The sequence below is a fragment of the Streptomyces sp. NPDC001868 genome (genome assembly GCF_040297125.1).
Lineage (GTDB): Bacteria > Actinomycetota > Actinomycetes > Streptomycetales > Streptomycetaceae > Streptomyces.
In genome coordinates, this window is sequence record NZ_JBEOYO010000001.1 from 497,640 (window position 1) to 515,012 (window position 17,373).

General features: G+C 70.9%; 14 protein-coding genes. 2 read left to right on the forward strand and 12 right to left on the reverse strand.

What is annotated here, in order from left to right:
- Positions 1-17: 17 nt before the first annotated feature.
- The 7 genes from ABT147_RS02185 to ABT147_RS02215 all read right to left on the reverse strand — a co-directional run bounded on the left by ABT147_RS02185 (position 18) and on the right by ABT147_RS02215 (position 6,065).
- Positions 18-977 (reverse strand): DUF6924 domain-containing protein, encoded by a 960-nt coding sequence (locus tag ABT147_RS02185; protein ID WP_351401755.1) that lies wholly within the window; start codon positions 975-977, stop codon positions 18-20.
- A 154-nt stretch (positions 978-1,131) separates the two neighbouring features.
- On the reverse strand, positions 1,132-1,842 hold the full coding sequence (locus tag ABT147_RS02190; protein ID WP_351401757.1) for an ABC transporter: 711 nt from the start codon (positions 1,840-1,842) through the stop codon (positions 1,132-1,134).
- The gene (locus ABT147_RS02195; RefSeq protein ID WP_351401760.1) at positions 1,839-3,374 is read right to left on the reverse strand and encodes an ABC transporter permease; all 1,536 of its coding nucleotides are present in this window, start codon (positions 3,372-3,374) and stop codon (positions 1,839-1,841) included. Before ABT147_RS02195 ends, ABT147_RS02190 begins: the two co-directional genes overlap by 4 nt.
- Positions 3,371-4,255 carry an ABC transporter ATP-binding protein gene (locus ABT147_RS02200; RefSeq protein ID WP_351401762.1) on the reverse strand — a complete coding sequence of 295 codons (885 nt, stop codon included), beginning with the start codon at positions 4,253-4,255 and terminating at the stop codon, positions 3,371-3,373. The genes ABT147_RS02195 and ABT147_RS02200 overlap by 4 nt, the downstream gene beginning before the upstream one ends.
- Before the next feature lie 61 nt (positions 4,256-4,316).
- Positions 4,317-5,138 carry a cupin domain-containing protein gene (locus ABT147_RS02205; protein ID WP_351401764.1) on the reverse strand — a complete coding sequence of 274 codons (822 nt, stop codon included), beginning with the start codon at positions 5,136-5,138 and terminating at the stop codon, positions 4,317-4,319.
- The gene (locus tag ABT147_RS02210; protein WP_351401961.1) at positions 5,135-5,677 is read right to left on the reverse strand and encodes an RNA polymerase sigma factor; all 543 of its coding nucleotides are present in this window, start codon (positions 5,675-5,677) and stop codon (positions 5,135-5,137) included. Before ABT147_RS02210 ends, ABT147_RS02205 begins: the two co-directional genes overlap by 4 nt.
- Before the next feature lie 82 nt (positions 5,678-5,759).
- Entirely contained in the window at positions 5,760-6,065 is a 306-nt protein-coding gene (locus tag ABT147_RS02215) for a hypothetical protein (protein WP_351401766.1), read from the reverse strand.
- 54 nt (positions 6,066-6,119) lie between these two features.
- On the opposite strand from ABT147_RS02215, the gene ABT147_RS02220 reads away from it, so the two are divergent.
- Complete coding sequence (locus ABT147_RS02220; RefSeq protein WP_351401768.1) at positions 6,120-6,851, forward strand: MerR family transcriptional regulator; 732 nt, start codon at positions 6,120-6,122, stop codon at positions 6,849-6,851.
- An 85-nt stretch (positions 6,852-6,936) separates the two neighbouring features.
- On the opposite strand, the gene ABT147_RS02225 is transcribed toward ABT147_RS02220, so the two are convergent.
- The 4 genes from ABT147_RS02225 to kdpF are packed head-to-tail and all read right to left on the reverse strand — an operon-like array spanning position 6,937 to position 11,529.
- Positions 6,937-7,608: a potassium-transporting ATPase subunit C gene (locus ABT147_RS02225; RefSeq protein ID WP_351401770.1), complete on the reverse strand. Its 672-nt coding sequence runs from the start codon at positions 7,606-7,608 to the stop codon at positions 6,937-6,939.
- A 5-nt stretch (positions 7,609-7,613) separates the two neighbouring features.
- Positions 7,614-9,746 (reverse strand): potassium-transporting ATPase subunit KdpB, encoded by a 2,133-nt coding sequence (kdpB, locus tag ABT147_RS02230; protein WP_351401772.1) that lies wholly within the window; start codon positions 9,744-9,746, stop codon positions 7,614-7,616.
- Positions 9,743-11,407, reverse strand: a complete 1,665-nt coding sequence (kdpA, locus tag ABT147_RS02235; RefSeq protein WP_351401963.1) for a potassium-transporting ATPase subunit KdpA — start codon at positions 11,405-11,407, stop codon at positions 9,743-9,745. The genes kdpB and kdpA overlap by 4 nt, the downstream gene beginning before the upstream one ends.
- Before the next feature lie 32 nt (positions 11,408-11,439).
- Entirely contained in the window at positions 11,440-11,529 is a 90-nt protein-coding gene (gene kdpF, locus ABT147_RS02240) for a K(+)-transporting ATPase subunit F (protein WP_037770757.1), read from the reverse strand.
- Positions 11,530-11,903: 374 nt separating this feature from the next.
- Between kdpF and ABT147_RS02245 the strand changes: the two genes are divergently transcribed.
- Positions 11,904-13,859, forward strand: coding sequence for an APC family permease (locus tag ABT147_RS02245; protein WP_351401774.1), 1,956 nt, complete (start codon positions 11,904-11,906; stop codon positions 13,857-13,859).
- Between the two features lie 57 nt (positions 13,860-13,916).
- Here the strand turns inward: ABT147_RS02245 and ABT147_RS02250 are convergent, their stop codons facing one another.
- On the reverse strand, positions 13,917-17,279 hold the full coding sequence (locus ABT147_RS02250) for an alpha-L-rhamnosidase-related protein (RefSeq protein WP_351401776.1): 3,363 nt from the start codon (positions 17,277-17,279) through the stop codon (positions 13,917-13,919).
- Positions 17,280-17,373: the final 94 nt, after the last annotated feature.

Genomic DNA, 17,373 nt, shown 5'->3' on the forward strand with positions numbered 1-17,373 from the left:
AGCCCCGCGCGTCCCACTCATTCCTCCCACCACGGCCGCGCCCCCTCCACGGCGACGAACTCGTGGAAGTCCATGTTGCCGATCTCCAGGTTGCACACCAGCGACCCGACCTCACCGCACGGCAGGAGCGTGGCCTGCCCCGGGGTGTCGTACAGGTCGACGACGGTCAGCGGCCGGCCGGGGTCGGCGAAGGTCCTGGCGTCGGCGAGCGCGACCAGTGTGGTGTCCTCCCCGGGCGGGACCAGCGCGGGCACCTGGCCCGGCCGGAGGTCCTCGAAGGCCCGGTCGTCGACCACCAGCGCCTCCAGCGGGTAGTGCTCGACGTCGATCTCGTCCGGGTCCAGGTGCGTACCGAGCAGGCCGTCCTCGTCGGTGCCGCCGAGTTCGTCGAGCAGGGCGCGCCAGCCCTTCTCGTCGTCGAAGTCGGTGCGGACCAGCAGGGCCTGGGCGGTGGAGGGCAGCGCCGGGAAGGCGCGGGGCGAGGGCACCGTCGGTGTGGGGAAGGCCGGTCGGCCCGTGTCGCCCTCGTACATGCCGCGCGCGTCCATGTCGCGTACCAGGTCGTCGAAGGTGAGCGTGCCGCCCCGCAGCGCGGCCAGAATGTCGCCGAGCCGGGACGACGGCACCCGGACGCCCCGGCCGGGTATCGCCGCCAGGTCCACCAGCAACGGCCCGTCCCCGCCGTAGGCGACGGGGATGTCCGCCAGGACGACGACCGGTGGCACGAGGCCGCCGCCGGGGACGAGCGCCGGTACGTTGCCGCCGAGCAGGTTCTCCCATCCGGTCCCCTCGACGAGGCGGAGCCGTACCCCGCCGTCCCCGAGGGTGAGCACATCGCCGTCCCTTCGGCCGCCGAGTTCGCCGAGTTCACCGAGTTCGTCGAGGAGCCCGCCCCACGAGGCTTCGTCGCCCTCGTAACACGTACAGACCAACGGCACTTCACCAGGCGCGGACCGGGGAAGCTCGGGGAACGGCATGACTCTCCTTCGGCGGGGTGGCGCGGCGACCAGGACATTAGTCGAGGGGTTCCGGGGCCCGCGCACGGCTTCGGTTCCGCCCCGGGTGTCCGGGACGGAACCGTGTGCCCGTCCGCATCGGCCGTACCGCGTGCCTGGACCGGTGCGGGGTGCCTCAACCGCCCGCGCCGAGTCGGTCGTCCACCGCCCCGCCGCGTCGTGGGCGCAGGCCGCCGAAGCGGCGGCGGGGCTCCGGGGCGCACACCAGCCAGACGGTGAGCACGGCGGCCAGGACGGCGGCCCAGAGCGTGTGGGCATCGTCCCAGCGTGGGTCACTCAGCGGTACGAAGAGCGCGAAGCGGGGCGGGAGGAGTGCTCCGGCCATGAGCGGCAGCGCCAGTACCGCGCCCGCCACGGCCGGACCGGGGACACGGAGCGCGCTGAACCGCACCGACACGGCGGCCAGGGCGAGGGCCAGCCCGGACAGTGCGCCGGCCTCGACCGTCATCGCCCCCGACGGCAGCGCGGCCCATTGCCCGGGGCCGACGCCCGCCCACAGGAGGGCCAGCAGCGCCGCCCACCAGGCCACGACCGCCGGCAGGACGACGGCCGCGCGCAGCGCCTGCCGCAGCGGACGCGGCACGGGAGGGACACCGGTGGTGTGCCGGGCCGGATCGTCCAGGACGAACGCCATCCCCACCGCCCCGCACAACGCGGCCAGCCGCAGCAGGTTGACGAGCACCGCCGCCGGGAGGTGCGAGGAGAACAGCACCGGCACGGCCGCGATGGCCAGCCCCAGCGCCCAGCCGGCGGCGAACCGGGCCCACGGCAGCGACCGCGCCGTGGGCCGCACCAGGGCCGCGGCCACCAGGAGCCGCCGGCTCACACGCACAGGTACTCCCGGTCGTCAGCGGTCTCGGCCGGGGCGGTCACGCCCAGCAGGGCCGCCGCGCGGTCGGTGGTCGTACCGGAGGCGGACAGCTCCGCCCAGGACTCCTTCACCCTGCGGTCCACCTCTCCCTGGGGTTCGGCCAACAGCCCCTGGACCACGGCGAGTTCACGGCCCCGCAGGCTGATCGCGCTGACCGGGGCCTGGATCACGCCGGGACTGTTGTAGTTCTCCCCGGTCTTCTCGAACATGGCCTCGCCGTCCCGGGTCGCGCGGACCGCCAGCCAGACCATCAGGACTCCCCGCGCGTCACAATGCGCACCCCCGTAGCGCTCGTGCCCCACGACCAGTCCCCTGGCGACACTCGCGGCGAACTCCAGTTCGCGTTCGCCGCCCCACGCCGTGTCCGCCGTCAGCTCGCCGGGCGCGGCGGGTGAGATCTCCGCCATGGCCGACGGTCCGTCGATCGCGGCGACCTTCTGCCGTACGGTCAGTGCCCGCGTCGCGTCCGGTTCGCCGGCCAGCGACCGCATCTCGTCCGTCACCCGGGCCCATTCGTCGATCCAGGGCGTGAACTCGGGGAAGGCGCAGTACGTCGTCGCCCCGTGCCGCTCGCAGTCCTGGACCGCCGCCGGATCACGGGTCGCCACCTCCCGTGCCTCGCGTACCGCGTCCGTCGGTGCCATGCCCTGGAGGACCACCGCGGTCACGACCGCGCCGAGCGCGGCCAGGGCGGTGACCCGTACGGCCCGGGTCCGGCCGCCGCTCCGCAGCACCGCGCCCGCCGCCGCCAGCGCCGCGAGTGCCAGCAGATACAGCGCGTGCCAGGCCGCGGGCCGCCCCAGCAGGTCGGACGGCATCGGGCGCGGGCCCTCGTCGAACAGCAGGGGTGCCATCCCGCGCAGCCAGGCCGCGTTGTCCGCGTCGGCGACGAACACCATGGTGACCGCGAGGTAGGCGACCACGGCCAGCGGTGCCACGAACGCCGACCGGACGATCCGGCCGAGCAGTACTCCCACGGTTCCGGGCAGGAGGATCAGCAGGGGTCCGGTCGCCAGCTCGGACACCGACCCATGGCCCACGGCCCCGGGCTTCAGTGCCGCGACGGTGAACTGCCCGGCCACGATCAGCGCGCCCACCAGCACGGTCGGCAGCACCGACAGCACATGCGCGAGCGTGCGCCACCACGGCGGCAGGACCAGCACCCCGAACGAGGTGTCCGTGCCCCGCCGGTGCGAGCGCAGCACCGCCATGTTCACGGCGACCAGCACCGCGAGACCCAGCAGCCACTGTCCCAGCTGTGTCTCACGGTCGATGTCCTGCAGGACCGGATAGGCGTCCTCCGGCTCACCGCCCGGCCACAGCAGGAGCGCCAGATACGCCGCCGACGCGGCCAGCACCAAGGGGTGCAGCAGCAGGCGCCGCGCCTCCACCCGGGCCAGCGCGAGCACCGCCCTTCGCACCCGTCGGCCGTCCGGGGCGGGCGTGGGTCTGGGCGCCGCGACCGGGGTCTCGGTCGTGGCCGTCATGCCGCCACCTCCGCCGCCGGGTCGCCGCCGAGGGCCAGGAGATAGCCGTCCTCCAGCGTCGGTGCGACGAGCCGGGCGCCCGCGGGCGGGTCCCCGACATTGCGGAACTCGCCCGTCCCGGTGCGCCATCCGGCTCGGGCGCCCGGCTGCCGCTCCTCGCTGTTCCACACCCGGCCGTCCGCCACCGCCGTCAGGTCCGCCGTCGTGCCGTCGAACCGGATCCGGCCCTTGTCCATCACCACCACCCGGTGACAGAGCATCGCCACGTCCTCCGTCTGATGCGTGGACAGCAGCACCGTCCGGCCCTCGCCGGCCTCCGCGATCAACTCCCGGAACCGCATGCGCTGTTCGGGGTCGAGTCCAACCGTGGGCTCGTCCAGGACCAGGAACCCGGGGTCGCCGACCAGGGCCGCCGCCAGTGCCACGCGCTGCCGCATCCCGCCGGAGAGCCGCCGTATCCGCTTGCCCCGCACCTCCGCGAGACCGACCGCGTCCAGGACCCGGCGGGCCTCGTCGTGCCGGGCCCGCCGGTCCGTCAGCTCCTTGAGGATCGCCACGTAGTCGATGAACTCGAAGGCGGTGAAGTCCGGATGGAATCCCGGGTTCTGCGGCAGATACCCCAGGGCCCTGCGGACGTCCTGCCTGCCCCGGACCGTGCTCGGGTCGTTTCCGAGGACGGTGAAGGCGCCGTTGTCCGGCGGCGTCGCCGTCGCCAGGATCCGCAGCAGTGTCGTCTTGCCCGCGCCGTTCGGCCCGAGCAGGCCCGTGACGCCCTCGGAGAGGCGCAGCGTCACCTCGTCCACCGCCCGTGTGCCGCGATAACTCAGGTTCAGCCCGGCGGCCGACACCGTGGGTCGTGTCGAGACCGTGGGTCCTGTCATGACAGCCTCCTGGCTGCGAATCAAAGGGATGAGGGAAAGAAGAGCCATGGGAGAGGAGCCATCAGAAGGAGGGGCCGAGCGGGCGGCCGCTGTCGAAGCGGTCCCGCGCCGCCACCACCAGCGCCGTCGCCACCGCCGCGACCGCCGCCGCCGCACCCTGCCCCTCGGCCGTGAAGGGCAGCGGTGTACCGGACGCCAGCAGACCGCTCAACGCCACCAGAACCGTCCAGCCGGCACCGACCAGCGCCGGGGCGAGCACGGGCCCCAGCCGGGCCGTCAGCGCGACCCCCGTCGAGGTCAGCGCGAGCGCCGGCAGCAGCCAGCCGAGTGCCGCCAGGCCGTACTCCGGCAGCGCCAGACTCGCCAGCCCGCTCAGCAGCGTCGTCGTCGACAGCACGGCGACCGTCCGCACCATCAGCAGCCGGAAGGTGTGCATCGGCGCGACCACGGCCATCTCGTGGGTCGGGTCGAGCCTCGGCCCGAATGACACCGCCACCCCCGCCAACGGCAGCAGCGGCGCCGTCGCCAGGAGCATCAGCGGCGACGCGGCCAGCCCCACACCGACCGCGAGCAGCAGGGTGAGCGCCACCGCGCCGAGCCAGGAGCGGCGCAGCACCGGAGTGGCCGCGAGCAGCCGCGCGGTGTGGTCGGCGACCCCCGCCCGGATCAGGAGCGACTCGGCGAAGCCGGGCCTCGGGGCGTCCAGTTCGGCGTCCAGCCGGGCCCAGCCCGCGTCGGTCTCGGCGGCCGGGACATGGGCCGAGAGCGCGGCCCGGCAGTCGGCGCAGGCCGCGAGGTGTGTCTCGACGGACCACAGCCGGGGGACCGCCAGCGTTCCGTGGGCGTACTCGCGCAGGTCCCCGTCATCGGCGTGCCAGCTCATGTCAGGCCTTCCCGCAGTTGCTGCCGGGCGCGCATGGCCCGGGTCTTGACCGTGCCCGGTGGGATGCCGAGCAGGACCGCCGCCTCACGTGTCGTCAGGCCGTCGATCACCGTGGCCTGCAGCACCGCCCGCAGCTCCGGCGAGAGCCCGGCCAGCGATCCCGCCAGGTCGCCGTGCTGCACCCGGGCCAGCACCTGTTCCTCGGCCGACGCCTCGTCGCGCTGCCGCAGCCGGGCGAGCGCCTGGCGCAGCCGGCCACGGGCCCCGTCGCCGCGCAGCGCGTCCACCAGCCGGCGCGATCCGATCCGCCACAGCCAGCCCGCCACGTCACCTTCACGCCGATAGCGGGCGGCTCCCCGCCACACGTCGAGGAACGTCTCCTGTACGACGTCGTCGACGAGCACCGGGTCGGCGCACCGTCCGCGCAGCCGTAGCACGAGCCACGGCGCGTACCGCCGGTACAGCTCTTCGAAGGCCCGACGGTCCCCGTCCGCGACCGCCCGCAACAGCTCGGCGTCGCCCGGACTCCCCCGTTTCATTTCGCTCACACCCCCTCATCGGACGAGACACCCCCAACGGTTCACTCCGAGCGCCGGGGAGAGGGCGGGAACCATGAGGTCCTCATTCGGCCGGTGCGTTCAGCAGCCGTTCCAGCTCGTTCCCGGCCTCGTCGTATCCGGCGTCGGAGATCCGTTGCAGCTCGCGCGGGTCGCCCGCCGCGACCGCGCGTCGGGTGAGCAGGAACCCGGCGTGCGTGGATCCCTCGTCCAGCAGCTCGCTCAGCTCCCCGAGGTCGCCGGCCGCGTCGGCGAGGTCGGCCAGCCGGTCCAGGGCGGTCTCGTTGCCCTCGTCGGCCAGCTCGCGCAGGGTGTCCCGGTCGACGTTCGGGTTCTTGTCGGCGCTCGTGTCCGTGTTCGCGTTCGTCATGACGCCATGCTGCGGCCCTGCCCCAGGGGCGGGGTCAAGTGGGACGATGGCCGGGTGATCACCATCGGTCAGCTGGCCGGACACGTGGGAGTGTCCGTCAAGACCATCCGCGTCTACCACGCCAAGGGGCTGCTCCCCGAGCCCGACCGCGACGCGTCCGGCTACCGGCGGTACGGCGCGCACGACGTCATCGACCTGATCAAGATCCGGACGCTCGCGGAGGCCGGTGTCCCCCTGGCCCGCATCCGGGACCTGAGATCGGCGAGCGACGAGGAGTTCCAGCAGGCGCTCCGCGAGATCGACGACGGCCTCACCGCCCGCATCCGTGAGCTGCGGGCGACGCGAGGCCGTCTGCGCCGGCTCGCCGCCGGGCCCCCGACGTCCCTGCCCGCCGAGGTCGATGCCCATCTGGAGCACCTGGCGGACTGGGGGTTCACCCCTCGGTGGGTGGACCTCCAACGCGACCTGTGGATCCTGGTGTTCGCCACCCACCCGGACCACGCGAGCACCCTGTTCGACGACCAGGCCGAGATCCTCGCCGACCCGGCGCTACGGCGGCTCTTCCTCGACTACGATCACGCGTACGGCCTCGACGCCGACGATCCGCGCCTCGACGACCTGGCCCACCGGATCGTCGAGGCGACCCTGGAACGCTACGGCCCCGGCGAACTGCCCGACCTGGACACGGCCTCCGAGATCCCCGCCCTCATCCAGGGCACGGTCAACGCCTCGTCCCCGGCATGGCGGCGCCTCGACACACTCATCCGCGCCCGCCTGGACGTATGACACCGGCGGGCGCGGAGGTCGAGCACGAGTGCGGTGCGTACAGGCGAGGGCGGCGTACGGGGCGGCGGGGGTGTACGAGCCGGCGTCAGCTCCTCGCCACGAGCGCCCTGAGCGCGATGTTGAGTTCGAGGACGTTCACCCGGGGCTCACCGATGAAGCCGAGGGTGCGGTTCTCGGTGTGTTCGTCGACGAGCTTCCGTACCTGGCCGACGGACAGGCCGTTCTTCCGCGCCACCCGGTGGACCTGGAGGTCGGCGTAGGCCGGGGAGATGTCCGGGTCGAGGCCGGAGCCTGAGGAGGTGACCGCGTCGGCGGGGACGTCGGAGGGGTCGACCGTGTAGCCGGCCACCGAGTTGTCCTTGACGACGGCGGCCTTGGCGTCCTTCACCCACTGGATGAGTTCCGCGTTGTCGGCGGAGCGGTTGGTGGCACCGGAGAGGATGAGCTTGTACCGGGTGTTGACGCTGTTGGTGCCGAGCCCGTTGGCCGGGCGGCCCTGGAACCACTTCAGGTCGGCCTCCGGGGTCTCCTGGCCCTTCTTCAGCGGCAGGTCGTACGACTGCCCGATGAGCGAGGAGCCGACGACGCGGCCGGAGTGGTCCTTGATCTCCGACCCGTTGGCCTTGTCGTGGAAGAGGGCCTGGGCGAAGCCGGTGACGGCCAGCGGGTAGACGACCCCGGTGACGAGTGTCAGCACGAGCAGGGCGCGCAGGCCCGCTCCCAGCAAGCGGGCGGTGTTCGTGAGAGAGGTGTTCATGTCCTTCACCCGATCCCGGGGATGAGCGAGATGAATACGTCGATGATCTTGATGCCGATGAACGGGGCGACGAGACCGCCGAGTCCGTAGACGGCGAGGTTGCGGCGGAGCATCCGGTCGGCGCTGACCGGCCGGTAGCGCACGCCCCGCAAGGACAGCGGCACCAGCGCGATGATGATGAGCGCGTTGAAGACGACGGCGGACAGGATCGCGGAGTCGGGCGAGGACAACCGCATGATGTTGAGCTTGTCCAGGCCCGGGTACACGGCCGCGAACAGCGCCGGGATGATCGCGAAGTACTTCGCGACGTCGTTGGCGATGGAGAACGTCGTCAACGCGCCCCGGGTGATGAGGAGTTGCTTGCCGATCTCGACGATCTCGATGAGCTTGGTGGGGTTGGAGTCGAGGTCGACCATGTTGCCGGCCTCCTTGGCGGCCGACGTGCCCGTGTTCATCGCGACGCCGACGTCCGCCTGGGCGAGGGCCGGGGCGTCGTTCGTGCCGTCGCCGGTCATCGCGACGAGCTTGCCGCCGGCCTGCTCGCGCTTGATGAGGGCCATCTTGTCCTCGGGGGTGGCCTCGGCGAGGAAGTCGTCGACACCCGCCTCCTCGGCGATGGCCCTGGCGGTCAGCGGGTTGTCGCCCGTGATCATGACGGTCTTGATGCCCATGCGGCGCAGTTCCTCGAACCGCTCCCGCATGCCCTCCTTGACGACGTCCTTGAGGTGGATGACGCCCAACACCCTTGCCCCGTCGGCGTCTTCGACCGCGACGAGCAGTGGTGTGCCGCCTGCCTGGGCGATCCGGCCGGCGATCCCGTCCGCGTCCCCGGCGACCGTGCCGCCCCGCTCCCGCACCCAGGCGACGACCGAACCGGCCGCACCCTTGCGGACCTTGCGCCCGTCGACGTCCACGCCCGACATACGGGTCTGGGCGGTGAAGGCGATCCACTCGGCGCCGGACAGCTCGCCCCGGAGGCGCTCGCGCAGCCCGTACCTCTCCTTCGCCAGGACGACGATGGAACGGCCCTCGGGCGTCTCGTCGGCCAGCGAGGAGAGCTGGGCGGCGTCTGCGACCTCGGACTCGGTGGTGCCGTCCACCGGCACGAACTCGGCGGCCTGCCGGTTGCCGAGGGTGATGGTGCCCGTCTTGTCGAGCAGGAGCGTCGACACGTCTCCGGCGGCCTCGACGGCGCGGCCGGACATCGCGAGGACGTTGCGCTGGACGAGCCGGTCCATGCCCGCGATCCCGATGGCGGAGAGGAGCGCGCCGATCGTGGTCGGGATGAGACAGACCAGCAGCGCCACCAGCACGACCATCGTGAGGTGGGTGCCCGCGTAGTCCGCGAACGGGGGCAGGGTCGCCACCGCCAGCAGGAACACGATGGTCAGCGATGCCAGCAGGATGTTCAGCGCGATCTCGTTCGGCGTCTTCTGCCGGGCCGCGCCCTCGACCAGGCTGATCATCCGGTCGATGAAGGTCTCACCGGGCCTGGTGGTGATCTTGATGACGACGCGGTCGGAGAGGACCTTCGTACCGCCGGTGACGGCGGACCGGTCACCGCCGGACTCCCGGATGACGGGCGCGGACTCACCGGTGATCGCCGACTCGTCGACCGACGCGACGCCCTCGACGACATCACCGTCGCCGGGGATGATGTCGCCGGCCTCGCAGACGACCAGGTCACCGATCCGCAACCCGGTGCCGGGGACGCGTTCTTCGGAGTCCCCCGTGATCCGGCGCGCGACCGTGTCCGTCTTGGCCCTGCGGAGGGTGTCGGCCTGCGCCTTGCCCCGGCCCTCGGCGACCGCCTCCGCGAGATTGGCGAAGACGACGGTCAGCCAGAGCCAGGCGCTGACGGTCCAGCCGAACCAGTCGGTCGGATCCTTGAACGAGAAGAGAGTGGTCAGCACGGACCCGACCAGCACCACGAACATCACCGGCGACTTGATCATCACCCGTGGGTCGAGCTTGCGGAGGGCGTCCGGCAACGACCTGAGCAGTTGTCCGGGGTCGAACAGCCCCGCGCCGCCCCGTCCTTCGGCGGCCTTGTGCCCGGTGGGTATGTCGCTGTGCGGCGCCCGGGCGGGAGTGGCTGTGGACATCGTGTCCTCGTGCTTCGTCGTGTCGGTGGTCATGACGCCAGCCCTTCGGCGAGCGGGCCCAGCGCGAGCGCCGGGAAGTAGGTCAGCCCGGTGATGATCAGGATCGCGCCCACCAGCAACCCCGCGAACAGGGGCTTTTCGGTTCGCAGTGTGCCCGCCGTGACCGGCACCGGTCGCTGCTCTGCGAGCGAACCGGCGAGGGCGAGGACGAAGATCATCGGCAGGAACCGGCCGAGCAGCATCGCGATGCCGAGCGTGCTGTTGAACCACTGGGTGTCGGCGTTCAGCCCGGCGAAGGCGGAGCCGTTGTTGTTCGAGGCGGACGTATAGGCGTACAGGATCTCGGAGAAGCCGTGCGCGCCGGAGTTCGTCATCGAGTGGCCCGGCGTCGGCAGTGCCATGGCCGCCGCCGTGAGGACGAGGACGAGCGTGGGGGTGACCAGGAGGTAGCAGGCGGCGAACTTGATCTCGCGGGTGCCGATCTTCTTGCCCAGATACTCGGGCGTACGGCCGACCATCAGTCCGGCGATGAACACCGCGATGACCGCCATGATCAGCATGCCGTACAGCCCGGAGCCGGTGCCGCCGGGCGCGATCTCGCCCAGCATCATGCCGAGCAGGGTGATGCCGCCGCCGAGCCCGGTGAAGGAGGAGTGGAAGGAGTTCACCGCGCCGGTGGAGGTGAGTGTCGTCGAGACGGCGAAGATCGACGAACCGCCGACCCCGAACCGGACCTCCTTGCCCTCCATCGCCCCGCCGGCGAGGTCGAGCGCCGGACCGTGGTGCGCGAACTCGGTCCACATCATCAGCGCCACGAACCCGATCCAGATGGCCGCCATGGTGGCGAGGATCGCGTAACCCTGCCTGACCGAGCCGACCATGATCCCGAAGGTCCGGGTCAGCGCGAAGGGGATCACCAGCAGCAGGAAGATCTCGAAGAGGTTGGTGAAGGGGGTCGGGTTCTCGAACGGGTGGGCGGAGTTGGCGTTGAAGACGCCGCCGCCGTTCGTGCCGATCTCCTTGATGGCCTCGGTGGAGGCGACGGCGCCGCCGTTCCACTGCTGTGAACCACCCATGAACTGGCCGACCTCATGGATGCCGGAGAAGTTCTGGATGGCGCCGCAGGCGACGAGCACGACGGCCGCGATCACCGACAGCGGCAGCAGGACACGGATGACGCCGCGCACCAGGTCGGCCCAGAAGTTGCCGAGTTCACCGCTGCGGGACCGGGCGAAGCCCCGGACGAGGGCGACGGCCACCGCCATGCCGACGGCCGCCGACACGAAGTTCTGCACGGCCAGTCCGGCGACCTGCACGACATGGCCCATGGACTGCTCGCCGTAGTACGACTGCCAGTTCGTGTTGGTCACGAAGGACGCGGCGGTGTTGAACGCCTGGTCCGGGTCGATGGAGGCGAAGCCGAGCGAGCCGGGCAGCACGCCCTGGAGCCGCTGGAGGAGGTAGAGGAAGAGGACACCGACGGCCGAGAAGGCGAGGACTCCGCGCAGATACGCGGGCCAGCGCATCTCGGTGTCGGGGTTGGCGCCGATGCCCTTGTAGAGCCACTTCTCGACCCGCCAGTGCCGGTCGGAGGAGTAGACGCCGGCCATGTGGTCGCCGAGGGGACGGTAGGCGAGCGCCAGCGCCGCCATCAGGGCGAGCAGTTGGAGGACGCCGGCGGGTACGGGACCCATGGCGCCCGCTGCGGCAGCGGCTGATGTCACGGTCAGAACCTCTCCGGGAAGATCAGGGCGAGGACCAGATAGCCCAGCAGGGCGACGGCCACGACGAGGCCGACGACGTTCTCGACGGTCACAGCCGGGTCACCCCCTTGGCGACCAGAGCCACCAGCGCGAACACCGCGACCGTGACGACGACGAAGGCCACATCGGCCATCGCGAACTCCTAGGAGAGGTTCGAAGACAATCGGACGATTGAAGGGAACCTCTTCACTGGCCGGAACCGTTCGTCCTTGACACGTCCCTAACGGCGGCGGCACCGCCTTTGACAGACCTCATACGCGACGGCGGCCCGCGGCCTCCGGCCCACCATGACCTGCGCGGACCTTAACGAGGTCTTGACGCCGCCCGGCCCCGTTTCCCATGGCCCAGGCATCACTCCTTGCTTACGCTGATGCGGCGGTCTTCCGATGGCCGGAACTGTTCGTAGCACCGCACGTCTGGAGTGTTCATGGCCACCACGGAGGGCACCCGCGGCAGCCGTATGCGGGCCTGGATGCTGGAGGGCCTGTCCGACATGGGCAAGGGCGGCGGCCACACCGGACCGCACGCCGTCCCGGAGCCCGCGCACCAGGGACAGCCCTGGTGGCGGGTGATGTGCCTGACCGGCGTCGACTACTTCTCCACCCTCGGCTACCAGCCCGGCATCGCCGCCCTCGCCGCCGGCCTCCTCTCCCCCGTGGCGACCATCGTCCTGGTGATCGTCACCCTCGCGGGAGCGCTCCCCGTCTACCGTCGCGTGGCCGAGGAGAGCCCCCGGGGCGAGGGCTCGATCGCGATGCTGGAACGCCTGCTGACCTTCTGGAAGGGCAAGCTCTTCGTCCTCACCCTGCTGGGTTTCGCGGCGACCGACTTCCTGATCACGATCACCCTCTCGGCGGCGGACGCCTCCACGCACCTGATCGAGAACCCCCACCTGACCGACACCCTGCACGACAAGCAGCTCCTGATCACCCTCGTCCTCATCGCCCTGCTCGGCGCGGTGTTCCTCAAGGGCTTCCTGGAGGCCATCGGCGTGGCGGTGGCCCTGGTGGGCCTCTACCTCGCGCTGAACGTCGTGGTCGTGGTGACCGGCCTGTGGCACATCGCCACCGAGGGCCATGTCGTCACCGACTGGTCGACCGCCCTGACCGCCGAACACGGCAACGTCTTCGTCATGATCGGCGTGGCCCTGATCGTCTTCCCCAAGCTCGCGCTCGGCCTCTCCGGCTTCGAGACCGGCGTGGCCGTCATGCCCCATGTGAAGGGCGACCCCGGCGACACGGAGGCGAACCCGAAGGGCCGTATCCGGGACACGAAGAAACTCCTCACGGCGGCCGCCGTGATCATGAGCGTCTTCCTGATCTGCACCAGCTTCATCACCACCCTCCTCATCCCGGAGAAGGAGTTCGAGCCGGGCGGCGACGCCAACGGGCGCGCCCTCGCCTACCTCGCGCACGACTATCTGGGCAGCGCCTTCGGCACGGTCTACGACGTCTCCACGATCGCCATCCTCTGGTTCGCCGGCGCCTCCGCCATGGCGGGCCTGCTCAACCTGATGCCGCGCTACCTCCCCCGCTACGGCATGGCCCCGCACTGGGCCCGCGCGGTCCGCCCCATGGTCATCGTCTTCACCCTCGTCGGCTTCCTCGTCACCTGGATCTTCGACGCCGACGTGGACGCCCAGGGTGGCGCCTATGCGACGGGCGTGCTGGTCCTGATCTCCTCGGCGGCCATCGCGGTGACGATCGCCGCCCGCAAGGCCGGCCAGCGCAACTGGACCATCGCCTTCGGCGTCATCTCCGCCGTCTTCCTCTACACCACCGTCCTGAACGTCGTCGAACGCCCCGACGGTGTGAAGATCGGCGCCTGCTTCATCGCGGGCATCATCCTCGTCTCCCTCCTCTCCCGTCTGGCCCGCGCCTTCGAACTGCGCGTGACGAGCGTGGAGTTGGACGACATGGCGGAACGCTTCGTACGGGACATCGCCCACCGCAAGATCCGCTTCATCGCCAACGAGCCCGACAACCGCGACCTCACCGAGTACCGCGAGAAGATCGAACAGATCCGCCACGACAACGACGTCCCCACCGCCGAGGACTTCGTCTTCGTGGAGGTGACGGTGACGGACCCCTCGGAGTTCGAGGCGGGCCTGGCCGTCCGGGGCGAGGTGATGCACGGCCGCTACCGCGTACTGACCCTGGAATCCTCCTCGATCCCCAACGCCCTGGCCGCCCTGCTCCTGCACGTCCGCGACTCCACCGGCGCGATACCGCACATCTACTTCGAGTGGACCGAGGGCGGCCCCTTCGCCAACTTCCTCCGCTTCTTCCTCTTCGGCCAGGGCGAGGTCGCCCCGGTCACCCGAGAGGTCCTGCGCGAGGCGGAACGAGACCGGAGCCGGCGCCCCCGGGTGCACGTGGGCTGACCGCTCGGACCGCCGCCGAGGTCGTACAGGCCGTGGACGACCTCGGCGGCGGGCCTGTCAGCCGATGCGGAACTCGGCGAGCTGGAGCCGGTACTTGGTGGCCTCGTCCGAGGCGGGCCTGCCGAGCTTCGTGACGTTCAGGCGCACATGGCGGCCGGTGGCGGAGGTGAGCGGGTAGGTCCGGGCGGCCCCGTCGGGGTTCGGTTCGCCGGTGACGGTGCGGGCAATGGTGTAGGAGGTGGCGCCGTCGAGACGGGTCTGGATCGTGAAGTCGACGGGGAAGCCCGCCGTACCGCCGCCCGCTCCCCCGGTGTCGGTCCGGGGATGGAGCGTGACGGAGCCGATGGGCCGGTCGGCACCGAGATCGACCTCGATCCACACGGGTGTGTCGCCGACGTCGGCGGAGGGGAAGTCGACGCTGGTGAAGCCCTTGGCGCCGGTCACACTGGTGAGGGTGCCGTCCAGCACTCGGGTCTTGCCCCAATCACCGTTCTCCAGCGTGTAGTTGGCGGTGACGGTGGTCGCGGCGGTGGGGACGGTGAGTTCGGCGAGCTGGAGGCGGTACTTGGCGGCCTCGTCGGCAGCGGGGGTGCCGAGCCGCGTGACCTGGAGCCGGACGTACCGGGCGGTGGTCGTCCGGAAGCCGTACGTCTGGACCCGGGCGCCGGGGTCGGCCTGCCCCGTGACGGTACGGACGGTGGTGTTCGAGGTGGCGCCGTCGAGACGGGTCTGGATCGTGAAGTCGACGGGGAAGCCCGCCGTACCGCCGCCGGCTCCCCCGATGTCCGTCCGGGGGAAGAGGCGTACGGCGTCCAGGTCGGTGTCGGCTCCGAGGTCGATCTCCACCCAGACAGGGTTCGCGGCGACATCTGCGGAGGCGAACTCGTTGCTCGTGTAGCCCCGAGCACCGCTCACACTCGTCAGCCTGCCGTCGGTGAGCCGGTTCCTGCCCCAGTTGCCGTTCTCCAGGCTGTTGTTGCTGGTGACCGGCCGCCCGAGCGCGAGATCGTCGAGCCGGCCCGCGCCGGTGACCGTGAAGGCCCAGCTGCCCGGCTGGAGCACGAAGTAGACGTACGAGGCGTCCTTGCCGTCGTAGCGCAGCCCGCTGACGCTCCCGGTGGCGGAGCCACCGCTGAAGACGGTGGTGTCCCCTGCCTTGACGACGGGCTGGGAACCGCCGTACGTGGGCACACCGACGCGGGCCGTCGTGCCGTCGGGCGAGGTGAGGGTCAGTGTGACCTTGGTTCCGTCGCGGGCGATGCCGAAGCGGATGTCGCCCTCGACGGTGGGCACCACGGTGTTGATCTTCGTGAGGGTGCCGGTCTGCGGGATGACCTCGTACGTCTCCCAGCCGGGCTCGGTGGGGCGGACGCCCGCGGCGTAGGCGGACAGGGCGTACAGCGGGCCGCCGTTCCAGGCGTGGTTGTCCGTGCCTTCCGCCTTGACCCACACCTCCCACAGGGTGTGGCAGGCGGGGTCGGCGACCTGGGCCGCGAAGCGGTTGCGCATCCGCTCCTCGGCGACCGTGGCCGCGCCCATCATGTACAGCGCCTCCAGGACGTAGAACTCCATGTAGGGGCTGGCGTTGAGGTGGGTGCGCAGCACCTCCGTCACCGCCCGGTGGCGGGAGGCGGGGACCAGGCCCGCGACGACGGCCAGGCCGTTGGCACGGTCGTCGGTGTCACGGGTGTAGCCGGGCGAGCGGTACTCGTTCTTCGAGGCGTTCCACAGGACGCGGTCGAAGTTGGCCTTGATGCTGTCGCGCCTGGACTTCCACCCGGCCACGTCGCCGCCGTTCCCGCTGAGGTCGGCGAGCTTGGCGGCGGTGTCCAGGGCGAGGTAGTACCAGCAGTTGTCCAGGACACGGGCGTCGATGTCGGAGCCCCAGTCCTCCCAGTCCCAGTCCCCGGCACGGTGGTTGACGAGTCCGTCGCCGTCCAGGGTCCACAGGTCCAGGTACTTCTTCACCGCCGGGTAGGCGCCGGTGACGGCGTCCGCGTCGCCCGTGTAGAGGTAGTACGTCCAGAACGACCACGCCGAGGCGAGCATCTGCACGGGCAGTTCGGCGGTCCAGATCGTCGAGGGGACCGGGGAGTACAGGGCTCCGCCCGGCTTCTGCCAGGCGGCGAGCTGGGCGATGGCCTTCTTGCCGAGTGCGTGGGACCTGGTGTCGAAGGTGTAGAAGCCCTCCTTGAGCTGGTTGACCACGTCGCCCCACCACTGGGCGCGTTCCCGCGTGGGACAGTCCATGTAGTTGTCCCGCATGTTGACGTACATCGTGCGGGCGGCCTTGGTCCACAGGGTGTCCAGGAAGGCGTCACCGCTGCTGAACGAGCCGGCGAAGTCCGTGTCGTAGCCCGACTCCCGGTACTTCAGCTCCAGGATCGTCACGTTGGAGGGGATCGTGTACTTCACCGCCGTACCGCTCATCCACGCCGGTGCCTCGAACTCCTGCGCCCCGCCCTCGCAGATGTAGGTGGCGCGCATGTTGTAGGCGGTGCCGGGCTCGATACCGGTCAGGCCCGCGCCGTCGTCGTAGTGGTCGGTCTGGATGCCGATCACCGCGCCGGCCGGAGCGTCCACCTTCAGGTACGGCGTGACCTGGATGTTGGAGGGCAGGGTGGCCCAGATGGCGGTGGAACCCTGGCCGGTGGCCGGGAGCGAGGAGGCGTTGGTGTAGGACTTCAGGCCGGAGTACCGGAACCGCGGGATCGGCCGCTCGACAAGGCCGTTCCAGGGAGCGGCGCCGGCGGCGCCGAAGTCGGTGGGCGCGCTCCAGGAGCTGTCGTCGAAACCGGAGGACTCCCAGTCTGCCGTCGCGGTGGCGTTGCGGGCGTCGTAGTAGACGTTCGATTCCGGCAGCCGGAAGTTGACCTGGGTACCACTGGTGTTGTTCGAGTAGCCCGGGTGGACCTTGTACTTCCATGCGGTGTCGCTGACCAGCCGGGTCGTGGTCGAACCGCTCTCGATGTCGGACTGGAACAACAGCCCGCCCTTGCCGCTGCTGCTGTGCGAGAAGCCCTGCTTGCCGAAGTACCACACCAGCAGCGCCACCGTGTTGCCGCCGCTTCTCAGGTATGGGGCGAGGTCGATCTCGTCGTAGTAGGTGTCCGTGCGGTTCGGGCCGCGCTTGAGTCCGCCCTCGAAGACGACCAGTGTGCCGTTGACCCACAGCCAGTACTTCGAGTCCACCGCGATCCGGGTCATGGCCTTGGCCGGCGCGGCACCCAGGGTGAACGATCTGCGGAACGCCACCCACTGGTTCGTCGAACTGGTCGGAGCCCAGATCCATTTCGCGGTCCAGGCGACCGCGGCGGACGCCTCGGACGCGAGCCGGGGCAGCATCAGGGACCCCAGGGTGGGCGCGAGGGCGACGGCTATGGCCGAGCGCAGGGTGGACCGACGGGTGATGTCGGGCATGGCGGCTCTCCTCTTGCGGTCGACTGTCCCCCGAGGCTCCGGACGACCCGACGGGGCCCGGCCGACGCTCTCCACTTTCGTGTAACGTTCCACA